Source organism: Bacillus niameyensis (assembly GCF_001375535.1).
GTDB lineage: Bacteria > Bacillota > Bacilli > Bacillales > Bacillaceae_C > Lederbergia > Lederbergia niameyensis.
In genome coordinates this window covers 3107270-3125866 of the sequence record NZ_LN831197.1, presented here as the reverse complement: position 1 = coordinate 3125866, position 18597 = coordinate 3107270, and the positions used below count along the sequence as shown (strand labels likewise).

Here is an 18597-nt window from a genome sequence, read left to right as displayed (position 1 = left end):
ACCCTCATTTTTCTACTACATTCACCCTTTCGACAAAACCAGACACAAATCGCCAATTTCCTATTTGACCTTCCCCCAATAAACTTATAGAATTCCTTTATACCAATTCAAGAAAATGAGGTTTATCTTGTGAAAAACGATTTATTTCGAAAGAAAAGTCTTCATACATTATTAGATAAAAGTAACCATATCCAACTTGAACAAACGTTAAGCGGATTTGACTTAATATTACTTGGGGTTGGAGCCATTATTGGAACAGGAATATTTATCCTTCCTGGAACAGTTGCCGCAAGTCATTCTGGACCCTCTATTATTTTTTCCTTTATCATTGCTGCGATTGTCTGTACATTAGCAGGTATGTGTTACTCCGAGTTTTCCTCATCAGTACCAGTAACAGGTAGTGCATACACTTATGGATATGTTGTATTTGGCGAACTTATCGCTTGGTTAGTCGGCTGGGCATTAGTACTAGAGTATGGTTTAGCGGTTGCTTCTGTTGCTACTGGATGGTCTTCCTATTTAGCTGCTTTACTAGAAGGATTTCACCTCACTCTTCCAAAGGCCATTTCCGGACCCTTTAACTCACAAAATGGAACATATATAAACGGGCCAGCTGTTTTTATTGTAATGGCGATTGCCCTTTTATTAATGCGCGGAGTACAAGAATCTGCGAAGTTAAATAAGATTATGGTCTTTCTTAAAGTGGGAGTTATTCTTGTCTTCATTGCTGTCGGCGTTTTCTATGTTGAGCCTCCGAATTGGCAACCTTTTATGCCATTCGGAATACAAGGAATCATGAGCGGAGCAGCCGTTGTATTCTTTGCTTATCTTGGATTCGATGCTGTTTCATCTGCAGCAGAAGAAGTAAAAAATCCACAACGCAATATGCCTATCGGGATCATCGGGTCATTATTCATTTGCACTATTCTCTACGTTACTGTTTCACTCATTTTGACTGGAATAGTTTCCTACACACAACTTAATGTTAATGATCCAGTTAGCTTTGCGATGCAGCTTATTAATCAAAATTGGGTAGCTGGTATTATTTCTCTAGGGGCTGTCGTCGGGATGACGACCGTCATACTTGTAATGTTGTACGGGGGGACTAGACTTCTTTACGCATTCGGGCGTGACGGATTACTTTCAAAAAAGTTTTGTGAGCTTCACCCCAAATATAAAACACCTGTAAAAAGCACTTGGATTTTGGCAACGCTAATCGCCTTCTGTGCTGGATTTATACCATTAGAAAATTTAGCGGAATTGGTTAATATGGGGACTTTACTTGCCTTTACGATCGTTTCGATTGGCATCCTCTTTTTACGGAAAAATAAGAGTGTCCCAAAAGGGAGTTTTAAAGTACCTTTCTATCCCGTTTTACCCGTTTGCTCTTTTCTATTATGTTTATTCTTAATGACACAGCTTTCCAAGCAAACATGGCTTGCCTGTGGTATTTGGTTCCTAATAGGATTATTCATATATTTTATTTATGGTAGAAAACATAGCTCGATGAATCATCAATAGTAAAATGAGCACACCCCGATACAATATAATAAAGGGGTTGGATACAAGCTTTTAACCACAACCAAAAGTAAGACCTAACAATATAGCTGATAATGAGGCTCACTGTTACCGCTATATCTAGCTTAGTCTCTTAGTCAAATGTTCTGAATCAATGATTCAGAACATTTTTTTACGAGGATAATTAAGATGCTTGCGTTATCTAATGAGCTTAGAATTTATATCGCATTATCAGCTGTAAAAATCCCAATGATTAAAACACCACTTTATTATTCTAAATATTTAATAGAGTTTAAATTTTAGCTGATAATTGCTTGGTTGATACTGTATAATAATCTGAAAGGGTTTTATTTAAACATTTGCATCACGAAAGGAGGGAAATAAGTGGTACCAGTCGTAAAAATGGACAGTGTAAGTAAATCTTTTGGAAGCGGTAACAAGAAGGTGGACATATTAAATGACATTCATCTTTACATTGAGCCTAATCAATTAGTGGCGCTTCGAGGTAGATCTGGATCGGGAAAAACAACATTGCTTAATTTAATCGGAGCTTTGGACCAGCCAACTGCTGGAGAAATATACATAGAAGGACAACCTATAAGTGAATACAACGAAAAACAACGGTCTGAATTACGTCGAACAAAAATAGGGTTCATATTTCAATCCTATGGGCTCGTACCGTTTATGACAGTGGAAGAAAATATTGAATTTGGTTTAAGGATTGCTAGTATTCCACGTCGTGATTGGAAAGTAAAAATAGAGGAAGCGCTCGAATTAGTCGGGCTCGCAAAAAGAAGTAAACACTATCCATATGAACTTTCCGGGGGAGAACAACAACGAGTTGCTATTTCAAGAGCCATTGCCGTAAGACCAATGCTTATTTTAGCCGATGAACCAACTGCTGAATTAGACAGTAAAACAGGATTTCGTATGATGGATGTCTTTCAAAAATTAGTCGATAGTCAGACGACGACTATTATTATGACATCACATGACCCGGTTATTTTAGAAATGATAGAACATGTTTATACATTGGAGGCACAAAACATTGTCTATGAAAAAAATGAGATCATTATCTAAATATGTATATGTTACATGTCTGCTAGGTGTTCTTACCATAACATCTATTCTTTTAAGCGGCTGTACTTTTCTTCCGAAAGAAGAACCTGTTCTCGCCCCGCCATTAACTGAACCAGCACAGTTAGATTATAAAACTGCAAAGGTAGAAAAAGGCGAGATCATCCATAGTGTAAAAGGAGTAGGTTCTGTCGTTCCGAAAAAGAATCAGGATTTGTACTATTCAAAGGATGGCGGGCGACTAAAAGACATTAACGTTGTAAAAGGAGACACAATTGAAAAAGGACAAATATTAGCAGAATTAGATACTGGTAATCTAGCCTTTGAAATTGAACAAGCAAAACTTGAATTAAAGAAAGCGGAAATTCGCTTACAACAAATGCAGAACGAGGAACAGCCTAATAAATATGCTATTGAGATCGGGAGATTAGATGTTCAAGGTTTAAAGAATCGCCTTGCATTTTTAAATAATCAACTGGCGGAAGCTAGAATTACTTCTCCTATTAATGGGATTGTTACTTTCGTAGCTGATATTCATCAAGGTGATATCGTACCAGCTTTTGAATCAATCTTCCAAGTAGCTGAGACAACAGAATTACAACTTCAATATCGTGCAAATGACGCTGCTGATATAGCGGACATTACGCTTGGCATGGAAGCCACTATTGAAGGGGACAAGGAAGAGTTAAAAGGTGAAGTCGTTCAAATTCCGAAATCGGTACCCGCAGATGTTGCTAAGAAGGACCCTGATTTTTATGGAAAAGCTATATTTATTGATATGGAGAATCCACCTGAAGATATGGCAGTAGGAAAGTCAATTGGATTTGAAATTATTACAGCTCAAAAGAAAGATGCTCTCATTATTCCTAAAAATGCACTGCGTTCCATCATTGGACGAAATTATGTGCAACTTATAGAAGATAACACAAAAAGAGAGATTGATATTAAAGTGGGGATTATCTCCTCTACACAAGTGGAAGTGTTAGAAGGACTTAAAGAAGGAGATACAGTCATCATTAAGTAGGGGGGGAATAGAGATCGCAATTATTAGGTTAATATTACGTAAAATGGTGAATAATCGCTGGTTAACTGGAAGTCTATTCCTCGGACTATTGATAGCCGTTTCGCTTGTTTCCAGTATTCCAATGTATACATCAGGGGTCATGCAAAAATTATTAATCAAAGAATTGGAAGATTATCAAATAAAAACGAGGGAATTTCCTGGGTTATTTTCATATTCCGACTCCTTCTCATCACCGAAAATTGAAAACCCAGCAGAATCCTTTTTAAAAGTAGAACAACTTAATAAAGAATTAACCGAAGATGTAGGACTTCCAATACTAGCTGAAAACATTTCGATTGGAACGGTTCCACTGAAGGTAATGTACCAAGATGAAGCAAGGCAAGAAGCGGAACGAACTCCAAGAGATACGAAACTAATTATGCTTACAGGTATTGAAGAACAAATTACTCTTGTAGACGGAAGATTTCCAAGCGAAGAGGAAGTTAATGGTGTTGTCGAAGTACTTGTTACAGAAGAAGCTTTGCAACAAAGAAACATGGTGCTTGGTACTCCTTTCATCGTTTACAACAAAGACCGTGAAGTAGAATTTGTCGTGAAACCAGTCGGAGCTTTCCAACAAAAGGCGGAAAATAGCCCATATTGGTCTCTTATCCCCAAAAGCTTAAGTGAAGATTTTATCGTGCACGAAAACTGGTTTAGAAATGAATTGTTATCAAAACATGAGGAATTACTTTGGATTGGGAGATTTAGTACAGCATTTGATTATCATCAAATTACGGACTCCTACTTTCCAACATTACTTGGATTATCCGGGAAAATTACACAGCAAATAGCAACTGTAAAAGAAACCGATGTTTTAGTTAACTTCCCAATTAACGGCATTTTAAAATCATACGAGAAAAAAGTAAAACAAATGACAACAATGCTTTGGTCGCTAAACGTCCCAGTCCTAATTATGCTAGCTCTTTATTTATATATGATTTCTCGTTTAATCGTCAGTCGTCAATTAAATGAAATTGCAGTGTTTTTTAGTCGGGGGGCAAGTAGATGGCAAATACTGTTGATCTACTTTATTGAAGCATTACTTTTAGGGTTAATCGCTTTAGGCCTTGGACCATTGATCGGATTACAGCTAGGTAAAATTCTAGGCGCCTCTAATGGTTTTTTAGAGTTTGTTCAAAGATCTTTATTACCTATTGAGCTTTCCAAAAAAGCCTATTTATATGGAGTATTAACGGTCATTACCTCCATCATTATGATTATGATCCCTGTATTTCGTGCTTCAGGACAAAGTATTGTTCATCATAAACAACGAATGGCTCGAAATGTTGGTAAAATGCAATGGACGATGATGATCTTCGAATTTGGTTTACTTGGATTCTCTGTATATGAGTTGGTCAAGTTCAACAATCAACGTGCAGAATTAATAGCCTTTAATATTGATAGCGCAGATTTAATGATGGATCCTAAATTATTTTTCTTACCAGCCTTATTTATTATTGGATTTGCCCTTGTCGCACTACGGATTTATCCGTGGATCTTAAAAGCACTTTTTAAGCTTGGAGAGAAGCTTTTGCCACTTCCATTATATAGCACATTTCTCCAAGTAAGCAGAGCTTCTAAACAGTATCAATTTTTGATGATGTTTTTAATTATGACAATCGGAATGGGCGTATTTAGTGCAAGTGCAGCGCGAACGATCAATACAAATTTGGAAGAACAGTTACTCTACAATAATGGGGCAGAGGTACGTTTGCAGCAAAGATGGACAAGTAATCTCCCTCCTCCATTACCACCTGGAATGGGGGGCCCAGAAGAGGAAACTAAAGAAGAGATGGAGATAGAGGAGGTTGTTTATACCGAACCGCCTTTTGATCCTATCGCTAATTTAAAACAAGTAGAGTCGACTGCTAAGGTTTTTAGAAAAAACCGTATTGATGTAATGGCAGGTGATCGATCGATTAGGCACGGACAATTAATGGCCATCGAAACGAAGGATTTTGGAGAAACTGCTTGGTTTAAGGAATCACTTTTACCACATCATTGGTACTATTATTTAAATTTGATATCTAAGGAACCAAGCGCCATATTGCTATCTAAACATACCGCTGATGAATTAAAGGTTGGACCAGGAGATACTGTTTCATTGAGCTGGAATGGATCCGATACAGGAGAATTCATAGTTTATGGGCTAGTAGATTATTGGCCAGCATTTAACCCATTAGAAAAAGATGCTGAAAGTAAAGAAAATGTTGCAGCTCTCATTGTGGCCAATTTACCATATGTACAAACGATGCTTGGTCTCGAACCATATGAAGTGTGGATGAAATTAAAACCTGGAAGTTCACGAGCAGAATTTTATAACGATATTGAAGAAGCGAAAATTCCTGTACAATTCATGAGTGACGTTGTTCCAAAAGTGACTGAGTTAAAAAACAGTGCGTTATTGCTTGGTGTGAATGGAGCAATGACACTAGGGTTTTTCATTTCACTATTAATCTCATTCATTGGCTTTCTCCTCTACTGGATATTGACAATGAAATCGCGAACATTACAATATGGAATCTTTCGCGCAATGGGGATTTCGCTTCCTAAAATTATTACGATGTTAATAACAGAACAAATATTTACATCTGGTATTGCATGTCTACTAGGGATGATTATAGGTGGGGTAACTAGTTTAATTTACGTACCTTTATTTAAATTATCTTTAAATATTGAGCAAATGATGCCACCTTTTGCTGCTGTTTCAGATGCATCAGATGAAACGAAAATTTATATATTTACAGCGATCATGCTCATCGTTGGTTCAGCAATCTTAATTGGATTTTTAAGGAAGATAAAAATAGATCAAGCGATAAAGCTAGGTGAAGATTGATGATAGATTGCCAAAACCTTATGAAAATCTATAAAATTGACGATGACCACGAAGTAATTGCCTTGCAAGGTCTCGACCTCCAAGTGGAGGACGGAGAGATGATGGGGATTATCGGCAGCAGTGGCAGTGGAAAATCAACTCTCCTAAATATGCTTGGGGGACTTGATAGACCAACAGCAGGAAAATTACTAATCGATGGGAAAGATTTACTAAGACTCTCAGATAAAGAACTAGTCAAATATAAATTAGAAACGGTAGGATTTGTTTGGCAAAACAATGCGAGAAACTTAATACCGTACCTATCTGCTGTGGAAAATGTTGAAATGCCAATGTTAATTAAAGGTCATCATAAACGCTCTCGGGCAAAAGAAATATTGGAAATGGTTGGGATGGGGCATCGGCTCCATAGTAAATTGGGGTCTCTTTCTGGTGGGGAACAGCAACGTGTCGCAATCGCAATATCACTTGCTAATAACCCAAGACTTATTCTTGCAGATGAGCCAACTGGAAGTGTCGATGTCAAAACGGCCGATTTAATTTTAGATGTTTTACGCAACTTAAACCGTGAACTTGGTGTAACCATTGTCATTGTTACCCATGATACCCAACTCACAAAGAAGATGGATCGAATTGTAGCAATTCGTGATGGCAAAACGTCAAGTGAAATTTTACGCCGATCCCACTTTCTACATGAAAATACCGACAGTGAAGAAAGTCTTCAAGAAGAAGAAACACATGTTGAACTAGCTGTTCTTGATAGTGCAAGGAGAGTTCAAATACCAGAGGAATATTTAGAAGCAATCGGTATAACTGATACAAATAAGGTAAGGATGGAAATGGAAGAAGATAAAATTATTATCGTCAATCCTAAATAAGGTATAAAGGACAGAGTCAGCTTCTTATAATGGAGGCTGGCTTTTTTCAGTGCGCATTACACAAATAAGCGAAGTATGCAAGGAAATTAAATACTGGGTAATCTTCATTTGAACTACTCGCCACTAAAGTAACAAGATTCCTGCGAACACCAGTGCATCCACCAGTTATCTTAGCAGGCTAACCCCGTAGTCCCTACGGTTCTCCGAAGCAAAACGTTTCTGCATCCTTCCATTGATTACGCCTACTCGCTTGGTTTTCGCATCTTCAGCAACAATAGAGATGGTCATGCTTACACATTTTACGCTACCAAGCCTTTCTGGTAGCAACCCTATATGTGTAGTTTTCAAAGAACGTTTTGATAAGGAAATTTTACCACAGGAACACATGTTTGTAAAGCGGTAAAGCAATTCATCCCATTTCTAAAGAAAGGGGTGTTCTTGACTAAATTCATAAAAATATAAAGAGAACCCTTTAATCCTACTCGGCAAAATAAAATTGATATTTGTTTCGTGTCATTAATATTTTGCCTTTTATATCGTTTTAAAATGATCCTTTCATGATTTCATTCGTCCACTTCATTGAGTCTTGATACATTTGAAATAACCTCTGTTTCCCAACACCTACCTTTTTGCATAGATATTCAATTTCATTCCAATCAGCCCTTTCAACGGCAATAATTAATTCAAAGATTTCAGAATAGGGGGTATTAACTCCTAATAAAGTTTCTCTAATATCTTGTTCTAATGGCAAAGATTTGAGCAATTGATTAAGCGGCTTTTTTAAAAGTGCATCGATAAGCGAAAGCATTCCGATGAGAAAATAACTTGAGCTTTCATTGCGTTTCCCTATTGCTAATGCAATTAACTCACTAATCTTTGCTCTAGTGAATGACAATTTAATGATTTCGTTTCCTATTGGATCCGATGTATTAGTAGTTTCTCGATAAGACAAAACATAAATCCATTTCTTCAATTCCTTTAACCCTAAAAAAAGAATCGCTTGTTTAATCGACTTAATTTGATAAATTGGGCCTATTACAGAAGAATTACTAAGTCTTAATAATTTATAAGAAAGAGATAAATCTGCCTCGATCATGGTCGTTATGTATTCAAAATCTGGCTCCTGTTTAGATAATTCATGCATAATAAGAAAAACATTTTGCTTTTGAATTGGAACATCACTTGTCGAGAGAATGACTGGTTTACTAAAAAAGTAGCCTTGAAAATAAGTATATCCATCTTTTAAACATTGTTCATATTCTGCTCTTGTTTCCACCTTCTCAGCCAAGAATACTAGATCATAAGATTTCAGTAAACGCATCATTTTTAATTGCTGATCACGCGGGGTAGCACGTATATCAACTTTAATAATATCTGCTAAACCAAGAAGTTTATAAAAATTGATATTTCCAGACTTCATTTCAAAATCATCTAACGCAATTGTAAACCCTTGCATTTTTAGCCTTTTGCAATTTTCTATAACCTGATCCGTAGGGTTTACTGTTTCTAATATTTCTATTACAATCATTTCCGGATGGAGATAGTCTGGGATGTTTAACTCTAGTAATTTTTCGGTAAAGTTAATAAAACAAGGCTTTCCTTCAGATAATTCCTCAAAACCGATTTGTAAAATACTGTTAATGACATTAGATGTAGCTTGTTCTCCCTCAATATCTGAAAATGTATTTTCCTCATTGCTTCTATATAATAATTCATAGGCATAAACCTTCTGTTCTGTATCCAAAATCGGTTGCCTTGCCACATAAATATCCAAGACCGTCACCCCTAATTGAATTTCAGCAAAGTGGGAACTAATGAAATGTTCTGTTTTTAAAACGTATAGGTCCATGTTACTATATTGACTGAAAATTGTCAGCATAAAAATTAGGTCTAAGTTGTTATATTTCCTTTTCCAATGCCCTTACTATACTTTTGCTATCCACTAACATATAGTTAGATTAGGTGATCATATGAATTCAAAATTATATGTAAAAAACGATAAATTAATTGCGGGAATGACGTTAAGAGATCATACAATGTTGGAAAACAATAATATGGCTCTTCATGCCTGTAAAAACGATGAACATGTTTTAAAAAATCGCAAAATGCTGGCAACCCTTTTGAATTGTGAGCTTGAAGATTTCGTCTGTGCTCAGCAAACACATAGTGCAAATTTCCATCGGGTGACATTGAACGATAGAGGCAGAGGTGCTAAACGAATGGATTCTGCCATACAAGACACAGATGCTTTATACACGTATGAACCGAATCTTTTATTATGTAGCTTTGCTGCCGACTGTGTCCCCGTAATTTTTTATAATGAGGTAAATGGGGTTATTGGTGTGATTCACTCTGGTTGGCAAGGGACTGTCAAGGAGATTTCCTTAAGGCTTTTCAACCATTTAATTCAAGTGGAACAATGTCCTTCAAGTAGGTTCCATGTTCAAATTGGTGCAGCGCTAAGCCAGGAGAAGTTTGAAGTGGATGAAGACGTATTTATGAAATACAAAGCACTTGGCTATGCAGATGATTACATCGATTACAATGAGCAAACGAATAAATACCATATTGATAATCAACAAACGGTAAAAAAACAATGCCTATTAGCAGGAATACCAGAGGGACAGATTTCCATTGATCCAATGTGTACGTTTAAAAGTCATGAAGGGTTCTCCTATCGCCAGGATAAACAATGTGGAAGACATTTGGCTTTCGTAATGAAAAAGGATTTATTTTCACAAACATGAGGGAAATTGAAAAAACGGTGGATAAATTAACGTTATCCACCGTTTGGAATGCAGGAATAATCAATCTTTTAATCCATTAAGCATATCCTCAAAAGCATTTTTGTTAATGCCTACTTTTGGCTCGCCATTTTCTAACGTACTATTGCTTTGTTTACTATTTACAGAAAACACATTCTTTATATCTGTAAATAGGGGTTCATCCTCTTGTATAGCTTTATTTGAAACTGTTTGATTTTCTACTTTAAATGATGATTGGTAAGCATATAGCGGCCTAATAAAGTTCTCATCTTCATATTCCTTTCCAAAGAAAAAATACCTATCTCCCGCTTCATAAATATATCCATTATCCATAATAAAAAGAACATCTTCATGCTTCGCTTTTTCAGCATTAGGATTTGGATCTTCTCTACCTTCAAGTTTTTCCTTTATAATTTCATTGGACATATATTCATTATAATTCATCTTCCCGCCTACAACCTGTATAGGTTTTCCGTTATATTCACCCTTATAAATGTGAACAACTTCTGGTATTACATTACTCAAGATACTTCCAGTTTGTTCCTCAATAAATGAATCTACAGTTTTCACTTTAAGTTCCAAAACAAGATCTGCATCAGAATATAACTCTTCAAAGGTTAAAGCGAGCGCGTTATATTCTGCAAGAGCTTCAATCACTAAACCTTCATGTTCTTCAACATTGTCTATGGATTTTTCTTTATCTACATTCTCTTCTATACTAGCTTTCTCTGTAGCTAATTTAGAATTTTCATTGTTAATACTTATATCACTTTTTTGTTGACAGCCATAAAAAAGTAACGCAACTGAAAAAGTGACAAAAAATAACATTTTATTAAATTTCATTATGATTCATCTCTCCCCTTTTAATTATTATTAATACTTTGCATTTATTCCATTAAGATCATCTCTCTGTGGTGTAGAAACGGCCCTATCGAAAGCTTCTTGACACATAACTGTATATGGCATTGTATTATTATCGTTAAGTCCCATCGTATGACCTATTTGTAGTAGTGCCTATTAATACTGGTTTGAAGAGTAAATTTACGATATTAACTTTCATGTTACTTTTTACAGTGGTTTTTAGTCCCTTCTCTTAATTAGTATACAATAATTGAAATACAATTCGAGTTAATTTGAATATTTATATAAATGAGTTAAATTAGCGAGTAACATTTATAGGATAGAAGATAAGAGCGGGGGAGTGTTTTAACATTTCCGAAAATTAAAAGGAAAAGGTAGACTCATTTCACTATACTAAGAGATCTTATAGGGACTCTCTTCTTAAACACACCTAAACCTATCAAACTATTCTAAACAAATTGGGTTAAAAATACGGTTAAATGGACTCCTAAAATAAACAGAAAGTGGGGGCAATGACATTAATGTAAAATGAAGTCAATCAAAAGGCTGAGGCGCAATTTAGTGCCCGTTAATGCAGGATAATTTCCACAAACATGGGAAAAATGAACCATGGAGGTGAGGATCATGCCAAGAAGAAAAAGAACTGGAAGTAATATGGAAGGGATGAATCCTGAAAAGGGATCAAACTTCGGTGCGAAAATTAGTGAAGAATTTGCCAACGAACCATTAACTGAAAAGCAAAAACAAAATAATAAAAAACGGAAAAAGAATCAATAACGAAGAAGGGCTTCCATGAGAGTTGTTAACAGTGAACTTTCATGAAAGCCTTCTTTTTAACTTTGATACCGTGATATATACCTATTTAACATTACAAATTCGGTACATTTAGGAGGTTATCCAAGGAAATCATATTGTTGTTTATTGAGAATACCTAGCATCAACAAACCTTCATTAATTTGTGCCGCGTTTTTATAAGCTTCTTTATCACCTAAAACTAGAATGACCGCTGAAGCACTATGAACCTTATATTGCCCGTTTGCAGCTTTTCTAATTTCCTCCTTTTTCTCTGGATTCGTAACTACAACATAATTTGTATGTTGAAGATTAAAAGCGGATGGACCCAATTTAACTAGTTCAAATATGGAGTCTAATTCTTCTTTCGTAATTGTATATTCTGGAAGAAAGTTACTTGCAGATCGCCTTTCTTTAACAAGTTGTGTAAATTCAGTCATAAACCCGATTCCCCCTTAATTAGTAAATCTCTATTTCGAGGCATTTACCAAAAAATATATCCAAACTATATTGACCTGCTCCCGTTAATGCAATACCGATTGCTACTGCCAAAAGAGTCAAGTTAAATTCATACCCATTGGATGTTGCCCATAAACCATTTGGAGCATGTACCTTTATAATTGCCATAATCATCGTTCCTGCAATTAAAATTCCGGCGAGCGGCGTAAATAATCCAAGAATGAATAGTAATCCACCGATGAACTCTGATATTCCAGCTATAAATGCCATAGGCACGCCTGGTCTAATACCGATTGACTCAAACCAACCAGCTGTCCCCTTTAAACCATGTCCTCCAAACCAACCAAACAATTTTTGACTACCGTGACCTATAAATAATATACCAACTATCAACCTAATGATAAGTAAACCTATATCTAACATTTTTTCCTCCTAAAGGTATCTTTGATTAAATTATCTCTAATTCGAGATAATCATAATACATATAATTTAATGTGTCAACCCCTCATTTAATAAATTCCCTAATCATGTAATCCATCCTTAAAAGGTTTATTTGATCGTTTTGATCATTACAAAGTCCGTCTGTTCTTCATCACCCATATAAAAAGAGTGGGCTCCGATTTGAACAAACCCCATTTTCTTATAAAAGCCAATAGCACTTTCATTATTTTCCCATACACCTAGCCAGATTTTGCTTTTATTACGTTCCTTCGCAATTTCCATAGCTTTATTTAGCAGATATTTACCAAGTCCATGTTTTTGAAAATTGGCCCTTACATATATCCTCTCAATTTCAAGTGATTCATTGCCCATTTCTTCAGACTGAGCATCATCCGTACTGACCTTTAAATATCCAGCAACTTCATTATTAAAATAAACCAAAAAGAATTGCGAAAAAATATTGGATAGTTCCTTTCCCAATTGTTTTAAGTTAAATGCCTTTTCCAAATAGGACTTCATATTTTCGGGTGAATTCTGATCTTTAAATGTAGCATTGAATGTTTCTATACTTATTTCTTGAAGTGTTTGTAAATCATCAAGTGTGCACTTTTTTATCCTTATAGTCATTTTGATTTGTCGCTCCTTCTCCATCATCAATAGTCTCTTTTGTTTCCCCTTTTTACATATTCCCAGTCTTTTTCAATATTTCCTCTTATTCTTTGCAGAAGGTTGAAAGTCATTTCAGCCTCTGTTTCGCAAAAACCATTTAAGGCGACGGTGTTGGAATAATCATTTTCTCTTTTTATAAATGGATACACACCTTTCGCTTTCTCTGTCGGAAATAGTTTTTTTATTTTCTTATTATGTGGGTCATCTCTCTTCTCAATAAAGTCATTCATTTCGAGTTTTTTTATAGCACGTGATGCTGTTGTTCGATCTACTTTTATCATCTCAGCTAACTTCTCTTGAATGATTCCTGGGTTTTCATATATTCGTACAAGGTACAAATACTGCCCTTTTGTAAGGTCATATTCTTTAAATTCTATATTACTAATAGAATCTAATGCCCTTGCGATCATTCCAATCTCACGAAGAATTTCCTTCATAATGAACTCCTTAACACGTATTTTTATTGCAAATGCAACAAAAAAATTATAATTTAACTTTGTTGCATTTGCAATAAAAAGTCGAGAAAGTTAAAAAGGACTGAATCACTATTGAATCCAGCCCAACGATAAAACTATTGATAATAAATTGATCTTCTATTTAATAATCCCAAAAACCCGAATTCAAATTAGAATGGAAAGGTATATTTTAATTAGTCTTTTCTAACGTCAACAACGCACAACACTCCACATGATACGTATGCGGAAATAAATCCACTGGTTGAACGCTTTCCAGTTTATATCCAAAAGGTATAAGTTCCTTTATATCTGTTGCAAATGTATCTGGGTTACAAGATACGTATACAATTCGTTCTGGCTGGGAGCGGCCAATTCTTCTCATTACCTTGCCGCCAGCGCCTGAACGTGGTGGATCAAGCAATAATAATTCTGGTTTACCAAATGTTTCATGCACTTGGTCGATACCGAGACGAGCATCCTTCGCAAGAAAGTATGTGTTTGTAATACCGTTATCGTCCGCATTTCTCTTCGCTGATTCAATCGATGTTTCCACAATTTCAATTCCAGCAAGTTCTTTCACACGGCTCGCAAATGGAAGCGAAAAGGTGCCAACCCCACAGAATAGATCAATCATCTTTTCCGTTTTCTTCGGTTGTCCCATTTCTATTGCAAGTTCAACCAATTTTTGCGCCTGCGTTGGGTTTGTTTGAAAAAATGTATCGAACCAAAGGCGATAGCGATAACCAAGCAGCTCGTCATAAATAAAGTCACGTCCTGATAAGACATGTGTTTTTTCCGCCTGAGTACGGTCTGCCCATTGGGTATTTTCCAGCCATATTAAGCTTTGAACTTGTGGGAATTTACCCTCAATCCGCTCAATGAGGCCTTTTACAGCAACTTCAAGATGATCTGTAGGTGCTTCCGTTGCAAAAAGGGCTAGCATCATCTCACCAGTCTCATAAGATTGGCGAACCATTAAATGGCGAAGCAATCCTTCATGCTTATCCTTATCATAGCCTTTTAATTTATAATCCTTAGCCCATTTCGCAACTTCCATTGTAGCCTCTACCATATCTTTACTAGCGATCAGGCAAGTTTCCAGCGAAATAATATTACGGAAATTCCCTTGCTCATGTAATCCAAGCTCGCCATCCGCGCTGAAAGTAAATTCCATTTTATTTCGATAGCGCCAAGGGTCATCCATGCCGATCGTATCTTGGACAAGATCTGGATCAAATCCTTGAGACTCAAGTGCTTGTTTCACATGATTCGTTTTTTGCCTTAATTGACCAGTATATTGCCAATGTTGCCAAACACAACCTCCGCATTTTTCAAAATGAGGGCAGTCTGGTTCCGTTCTTTCCGGACTCGCTTGTAAAATTTCATCTGGCTTTGCCTTCCATCTCCTAAGATGCGGCTTTTCCACAGTTACACGAACTTGTTCTCCAGGGATAGTATGAGGAATTGTCAGCTTTAACTTTTTCTTATTCCCTAGTTCATTTTCCCGCCAAACAACAGCTTGTCCTGCGCCTTTTGGATCTAATTGGCGGATATCTGTAATCATGGACTCTCCTTTTACATTCAACAATATTAGTTCCTCCCATTACCTTATCTAATCGCGATCTATAATAAAATATTTCTTTCATCATGATTTTTTCTGCATACTTACCTATTATAACGAATCCATATGGAAGTGAAAACAATTGGAAGATTTTAAGCCGGGGCTAGGCTGAACATTCTCTTATTCGAAAATAAAAACCTCCCTTTTAGAGAGGTTCGTGATCTATAAAGTTTTAATATCTACCAATAGTACCCATATGGATATGGTTGATAGTAGGGATAGCCAAATCCGTATGGTGGCCTAATTAAAGAACCAGCGGCAAGGCCTCCGAGAAAACCTCCTAACAATGGGGCAGCACCAAAGCCAAAACCAAAAGGCCGTCCATAGAAGGGACGTCCGAACCCAAATGGCCTACCGAAACCAAAAGGGATCAATCTCATATCATCATTAGGCACCCCATATCTTTGTATTGCACTGTATTGATCCATACCGCATCCTCCTTTTTTATCTTAAATATCTAAAATCCATTTATTCTATGCGCCCTTTTAGCACTTGGTTTATAAATGACCTATAAATGGGCTGGCTTCTTTAAACAGGAAATAGACCTACTTTTAATAATTGAAAGTAGGTCTATTTGCAAAATTGAATTCTTCCAATCTATATAATAACTAGCTCTTTTACCAATTCCTCGTACAATTCCTTATAGTGAGTAGCTGATGCGCGCCAGCTAAAATCGAGATACAATGCCCTATTCACTAACATCTTCCACTTATTAGGCTGGAAACGATACAACCAAACAGCACGCTCAACGGTGTAAAGCATGTCATGGGCATTATAATGAGTAAAGGAAAAGCCATATCCTTCATTCGTAAATTCATTATACGGGACAACAGAATCGCGCAATCCTCCTGTTTCTCTAACAAGAGGCAATGTGCCGTAGCGTAACGCGAGCAACTGCCCAATGCCACATGGCTCAAATTGAGAAGGCATTAAAAACAAATCAGAACTAGCATAGATTTGCCGCGCTAGAGCTTCATTAAAGCCATTTTGAAAAGATACGTTTTCAGGATATTGTGCTGCTAAATCTCTAAAGGCCTGCTCATATTTCTCATCTCCTGTGCCGAGCAGCACAAATTGAACTCCCATCCTCATCATTTCATGGAACACGTGAAGCACTAAATCTAGTCCCTTTTGCTCGACTAAGCGAGTGACCATCGACAATAGTGGTATCTCTCTATCTACAGGTAAACCCAGTGACTCCTGTAAAATTAGCTTATTCTCTGCCTTTCCTTCAAATTGACTATATTGAACAGGAATAAATGGATCTGTAGCTGGATCATACAAAGTGTCATCAATTCCATTCAAAATTCCTTTTAGCGTCTCTCCCTTTTCCCGTAACACCCCATCCAATTTTTCACCATAGTACGGGTCTTTAATTTCATCCGCATATGTGGGACTGACCGTTGTCACCAAATCTGAATAGGCAAGGCCAGCCTTTAAATAACTGACATTTCCGTAGAATTCCAAACCGTTAAGCTGATAATATAATTCACTTAAATCTAATAAGTCCGCTAATACTGATTTAGGATAAACACCTTGGTAACGCAAATTATGAATGGTAAATACTGTCTTTATATGTTGATAAAAAGGGTGGTTTTTATAATGGGCTTTTAATAGCACACAAATCGGGCCTGCTTGCCAGTCATGACAATGGATAATATCTGGCTTATCGCGTAAATGGGGCAAAGCCTCCAATACTGCTCTCGAATAAAAGGCAAAGCGCTCTCCATCATCGAAGAAACCGTAGCTCCCATGTCTTTTAAAATAATACTCATTGTCTAAAAAATAATAATCAATTCCATCAATCTCCATCATCTCGATACCACAGTATTGTAATCTCCAACCAACTGGAACTTTCACACTAGCTAAAAACGACATTTGCTGCTTATATTCAAACGGAAGGTCTTCATATTTTGGTAAAATAACACTTACTTTTACACCTTGCTCATCCAATGCTCTTGGCAGTGATCCGATGACATCTCCAAGTCCCCCTGTTTTAACAAAAGGTACACATTCAGAAGCTGCAAATAATACATTCATAACGTGCCTCCATTAAATCACTTCTGACTTTTTAATTATTTTAGGCTGCTGTTCACCTATTAGAATGGACTTCTCTTTAAATAGTGCTTGCTTATCGGAAATGACATGATCAAGATAAACATCTTCCTCAATTTCACCCTTTTGCATAATGATGCTATTTTTCACGACCGCTCCCTTTTTGATCTTTACACCTCTGAATAAAATACTATTTTCAACTGTACCTTGAATATCACAGCCATTAGCGATAAAAGCATTTGATACAGATGAGGTTGCTCCGTACTTAGCTGGAGCTTCATGCTTTACTTTCGTACAAATTTCCCATTGATCGTAGTAATGGGAACGTATAACTTCTGGATTTAAAAATTCCATATTACTCTCATAATAGCTTTCGATTGAATGAATGAAGGGCATATATCCCTGAAACGAATAACCTTTTACAAGTAAACTATCAAGATTAGCCTTAATCGCATCCTTTAAAAAATCATACTCCTGGTTTCGAAAACAACTCTCAACTAAGTTCATAAATAAGGATTTCTTCATTATGTATGTTTCCAAACATATAGGATCTCCTTCTTTAGGTGCAGTGTATAGTTCCATATTCATTAACCGTCCATCATCTTGAAATATACATTTATGGTAGATCGGCTTTTTTAGCTGTGATCCATTATAATCTTTATAAAGAACCGTTATATCGGCCTTACTTCTTTCATGTTCGCGAATAACATCCTGATAATCTACTTTCCCTACGTGATAACCCGGAGAAATGACGACAGTATCTGCGGATGACCGCTTTAAAACATCAAAATATTCATGGAAGGCCGAAATGTCTCCACATGCCGGTTCATCTGGCTGAGCAGGCGGAAGGACAAATAGACCGCCATGACTTCTATCTAAGTCCCACTCCTTTCCAGAACCGAGATGATCGAGAATCGAGCGGAATTTATTATTTGTAAAAACTGCTACCTGCTTTATGCCAGCATGCATATAATTAGACAAAGTAAAATCTATTAATCGATAACGCCCAGCAAATGGTACAGATGCCAAGCAACGGTTTGCCGTCAACTCTTTTAAAAATGGCTTTTCATTAATTAAATTGATAATGCCAAATACCTTCATTTCAAA

The 18597-nt window shown here is 36.4% G+C and carries 16 protein-coding genes and 1 pseudogene; 7 read left to right on the top strand and 10 right to left on the bottom strand.

The features are described from left to right. Window positions 1–129: 129 nt before the first annotated feature. The 5 genes from BN1243_RS14785 to BN1243_RS14765 all read left to right on the top strand — a co-directional run bounded on the left by BN1243_RS14785 (window position 130) and on the right by BN1243_RS14765 (window position 7372). The gene (locus BN1243_RS14785; protein WP_062108026.1) at window positions 130–1521 is read left to right on the top strand and encodes a branched-chain amino acid transporter BcaP; all 1392 of its coding nucleotides are present in this window, start codon (window positions 130–132) and stop codon (window positions 1519–1521) included. Window positions 1522–1902: 381 nt separating this feature from the next. Next, entirely contained in the window at window positions 1903–2598 is a 696-nt protein-coding gene (locus tag BN1243_RS14780; protein WP_230200212.1) for an ABC transporter ATP-binding protein, read from the top strand. Continuing rightward, complete coding sequence (locus tag BN1243_RS14775; protein WP_230200329.1) at window positions 2573–3619, top strand: efflux RND transporter periplasmic adaptor subunit; 1047 nt, start codon at window positions 2573–2575, stop codon at window positions 3617–3619. Before BN1243_RS14780 ends, BN1243_RS14775 begins: the two co-directional genes overlap by 26 nt. A gap of 43 nt (window positions 3620–3662) precedes the next feature. Then, on the top strand, window positions 3663–6497 hold the full coding sequence (locus BN1243_RS14770; RefSeq protein ID WP_154669866.1) for an ABC transporter permease: 2835 nt from the start codon (window positions 3663–3665) through the stop codon (window positions 6495–6497). Next, window positions 6497–7372 (top strand): ABC transporter ATP-binding protein, encoded by an 876-nt coding sequence (locus BN1243_RS14765; protein WP_062108020.1) that lies wholly within the window; start codon window positions 6497–6499, stop codon window positions 7370–7372. Before BN1243_RS14770 ends, BN1243_RS14765 begins: the two co-directional genes overlap by 1 nt. 541 nt (window positions 7373–7913) lie before the next feature. Here the strand turns inward: BN1243_RS14765 and BN1243_RS14760 are convergent. Beyond that, window positions 7914–9221 carry an EAL and HDOD domain-containing protein gene (locus tag BN1243_RS14760; RefSeq protein ID WP_230200211.1) on the bottom strand — a complete coding sequence of 436 codons (1308 nt, stop codon included), beginning with the start codon at window positions 9219–9221 and terminating at the stop codon, window positions 7914–7916. A gap of 121 nt (window positions 9222–9342) precedes the next feature. On the opposite strand from BN1243_RS14760, the gene pgeF reads away from it, so the two are divergent. Next, window positions 9343–10119 (top strand): peptidoglycan editing factor PgeF, encoded by a 777-nt coding sequence (gene pgeF, locus BN1243_RS14755; protein WP_062108016.1) that lies wholly within the window; start codon window positions 9343–9345, stop codon window positions 10117–10119. A 60-nt stretch (window positions 10120–10179) separates the two neighbouring features. On the opposite strand, the gene BN1243_RS14750 is transcribed toward pgeF, so the two are convergent. Next, complete coding sequence (locus BN1243_RS14750) at window positions 10180–10980, bottom strand: hypothetical protein (protein ID WP_062108014.1); 801 nt, start codon at window positions 10978–10980, stop codon at window positions 10180–10182. A gap of 642 nt (window positions 10981–11622) precedes the next feature. On the opposite strand from BN1243_RS14750, the gene sspO reads away from it, so the two are divergent. Beyond that, a complete protein-coding gene (gene sspO, locus BN1243_RS14745; RefSeq protein ID WP_062108012.1) occupies window positions 11623–11775 on the top strand; it encodes a small acid-soluble spore protein O in 153 nt (50 codons plus the stop codon). A 122-nt stretch (window positions 11776–11897) separates the two neighbouring features. On the opposite strand, the pseudogene BN1243_RS14740 reads toward sspO, so the two are convergent. The 8 genes and pseudogenes from BN1243_RS14740 to glgD form a co-directional block, all read right to left on the bottom strand. Beyond that, window positions 11898–12230: pseudogene (locus BN1243_RS14740) on the bottom strand (nitroreductase family protein); the annotation flags it as partial. Between the two features lie 19 nt (window positions 12231–12249). Next, entirely contained in the window at window positions 12250–12672 is a 423-nt protein-coding gene (locus BN1243_RS14735; protein WP_062108010.1) for a DoxX family protein, read from the bottom strand. Between the two features lie 126 nt (window positions 12673–12798). Further along, complete coding sequence (locus BN1243_RS14730; protein WP_062110656.1) at window positions 12799–13317, bottom strand: spermidine/spermine N(1)-acetyltransferase; 519 nt, start codon at window positions 13315–13317, stop codon at window positions 12799–12801. A gap of 26 nt (window positions 13318–13343) precedes the next feature. Next, window positions 13344–13796 (bottom strand): MarR family winged helix-turn-helix transcriptional regulator, encoded by a 453-nt coding sequence (locus tag BN1243_RS14725; protein WP_062108008.1) that lies wholly within the window; start codon window positions 13794–13796, stop codon window positions 13344–13346. Window positions 13797–14004: 208 nt separating this feature from the next. Next, a complete protein-coding gene (rlmD, locus tag BN1243_RS14720) occupies window positions 14005–15378 on the bottom strand; it encodes a 23S rRNA (uracil(1939)-C(5))-methyltransferase RlmD (protein ID WP_062110655.1) in 1374 nt (457 codons plus the stop codon). 236 nt (window positions 15379–15614) lie between these two features. Next, the gene (locus tag BN1243_RS14715) at window positions 15615–15863 is read right to left on the bottom strand and encodes a hypothetical protein (RefSeq protein ID WP_062108006.1); all 249 of its coding nucleotides are present in this window, start codon (window positions 15861–15863) and stop codon (window positions 15615–15617) included. A gap of 169 nt (window positions 15864–16032) precedes the next feature. Next, window positions 16033–17475, bottom strand: coding sequence for a glycogen synthase GlgA (glgA, locus tag BN1243_RS14710; protein WP_062108004.1), 1443 nt, complete (start codon window positions 17473–17475; stop codon window positions 16033–16035). Window positions 17476–17487: 12 nt separating this feature from the next. After that, the gene (gene glgD, locus BN1243_RS14705) at window positions 17488–18591 is read right to left on the bottom strand and encodes a glucose-1-phosphate adenylyltransferase subunit GlgD (protein WP_062108003.1); all 1104 of its coding nucleotides are present in this window, start codon (window positions 18589–18591) and stop codon (window positions 17488–17490) included. Window positions 18592–18597: the final 6 nt, after the last annotated feature.

Bases quoted from the DNA above. Each gene is read 5' to 3' on its own strand.
- BN1243_RS14725 (WP_062108008.1), bottom strand. From the start codon at position 13,796: ATGAAGGAAATTCTTCGTGAGATTGGAATGATCGCAAGGGCATTAGAT.
- glgD (WP_062108003.1), bottom strand. From the start codon at position 18,591: ATGAAGGTATTTGGCATTATCAATTTAATTAATGAAAAGCCATTTTTA.
- BN1243_RS14750 (WP_062108014.1), bottom strand. From the start codon at position 10,980: ATGAAATTTAATAAAATGTTATTTTTTGTCACTTTTTCAGTTGCGTTA.
- glgA (WP_062108004.1), bottom strand. From the start codon at position 17,475: ATGAATGTATTATTTGCAGCTTCTGAATGTGTACCTTTTGTTAAAACA.
- BN1243_RS14735 (WP_062108010.1), bottom strand. From the start codon at position 12,672: ATGTTAGATATAGGTTTACTTATCATTAGGTTGATAGTTGGTATATTA.
- pgeF (WP_062108016.1), top strand. From the start codon at position 9,343: ATGAATTCAAAATTATATGTAAAAAACGATAAATTAATTGCGGGAATG.
- rlmD (WP_062110655.1), bottom strand. From the start codon at position 15,378: ATGATTACAGATATCCGCCAATTAGATCCAAAAGGCGCAGGACAAGCT.
- BN1243_RS14775 (WP_230200329.1), top strand. From the start codon at position 2,573: ATGAAAAAAATGAGATCATTATCTAAATATGTATATGTTACATGTCTG.
- BN1243_RS14760 (WP_230200211.1), bottom strand. From the start codon at position 9,221: ATGGACCTATACGTTTTAAAAACAGAACATTTCATTAGTTCCCACTTT.
- BN1243_RS14715 (WP_062108006.1), bottom strand. From the start codon at position 15,863: ATGGATCAATACAGTGCAATACAAAGATATGGGGTGCCTAATGATGAT.
- BN1243_RS14765 (WP_062108020.1), top strand. From the start codon at position 6,497: ATGATAGATTGCCAAAACCTTATGAAAATCTATAAAATTGACGATGAC.
- BN1243_RS14730 (WP_062110656.1), bottom strand. From the start codon at position 13,317: ATGACTATAAGGATAAAAAAGTGCACACTTGATGATTTACAAACACTT.
- BN1243_RS14770 (WP_154669866.1), top strand. From the start codon at position 3,663: ATGGTGAATAATCGCTGGTTAACTGGAAGTCTATTCCTCGGACTATTG.
- sspO (WP_062108012.1), top strand. From the start codon at position 11,623: ATGCCAAGAAGAAAAAGAACTGGAAGTAATATGGAAGGGATGAATCCT.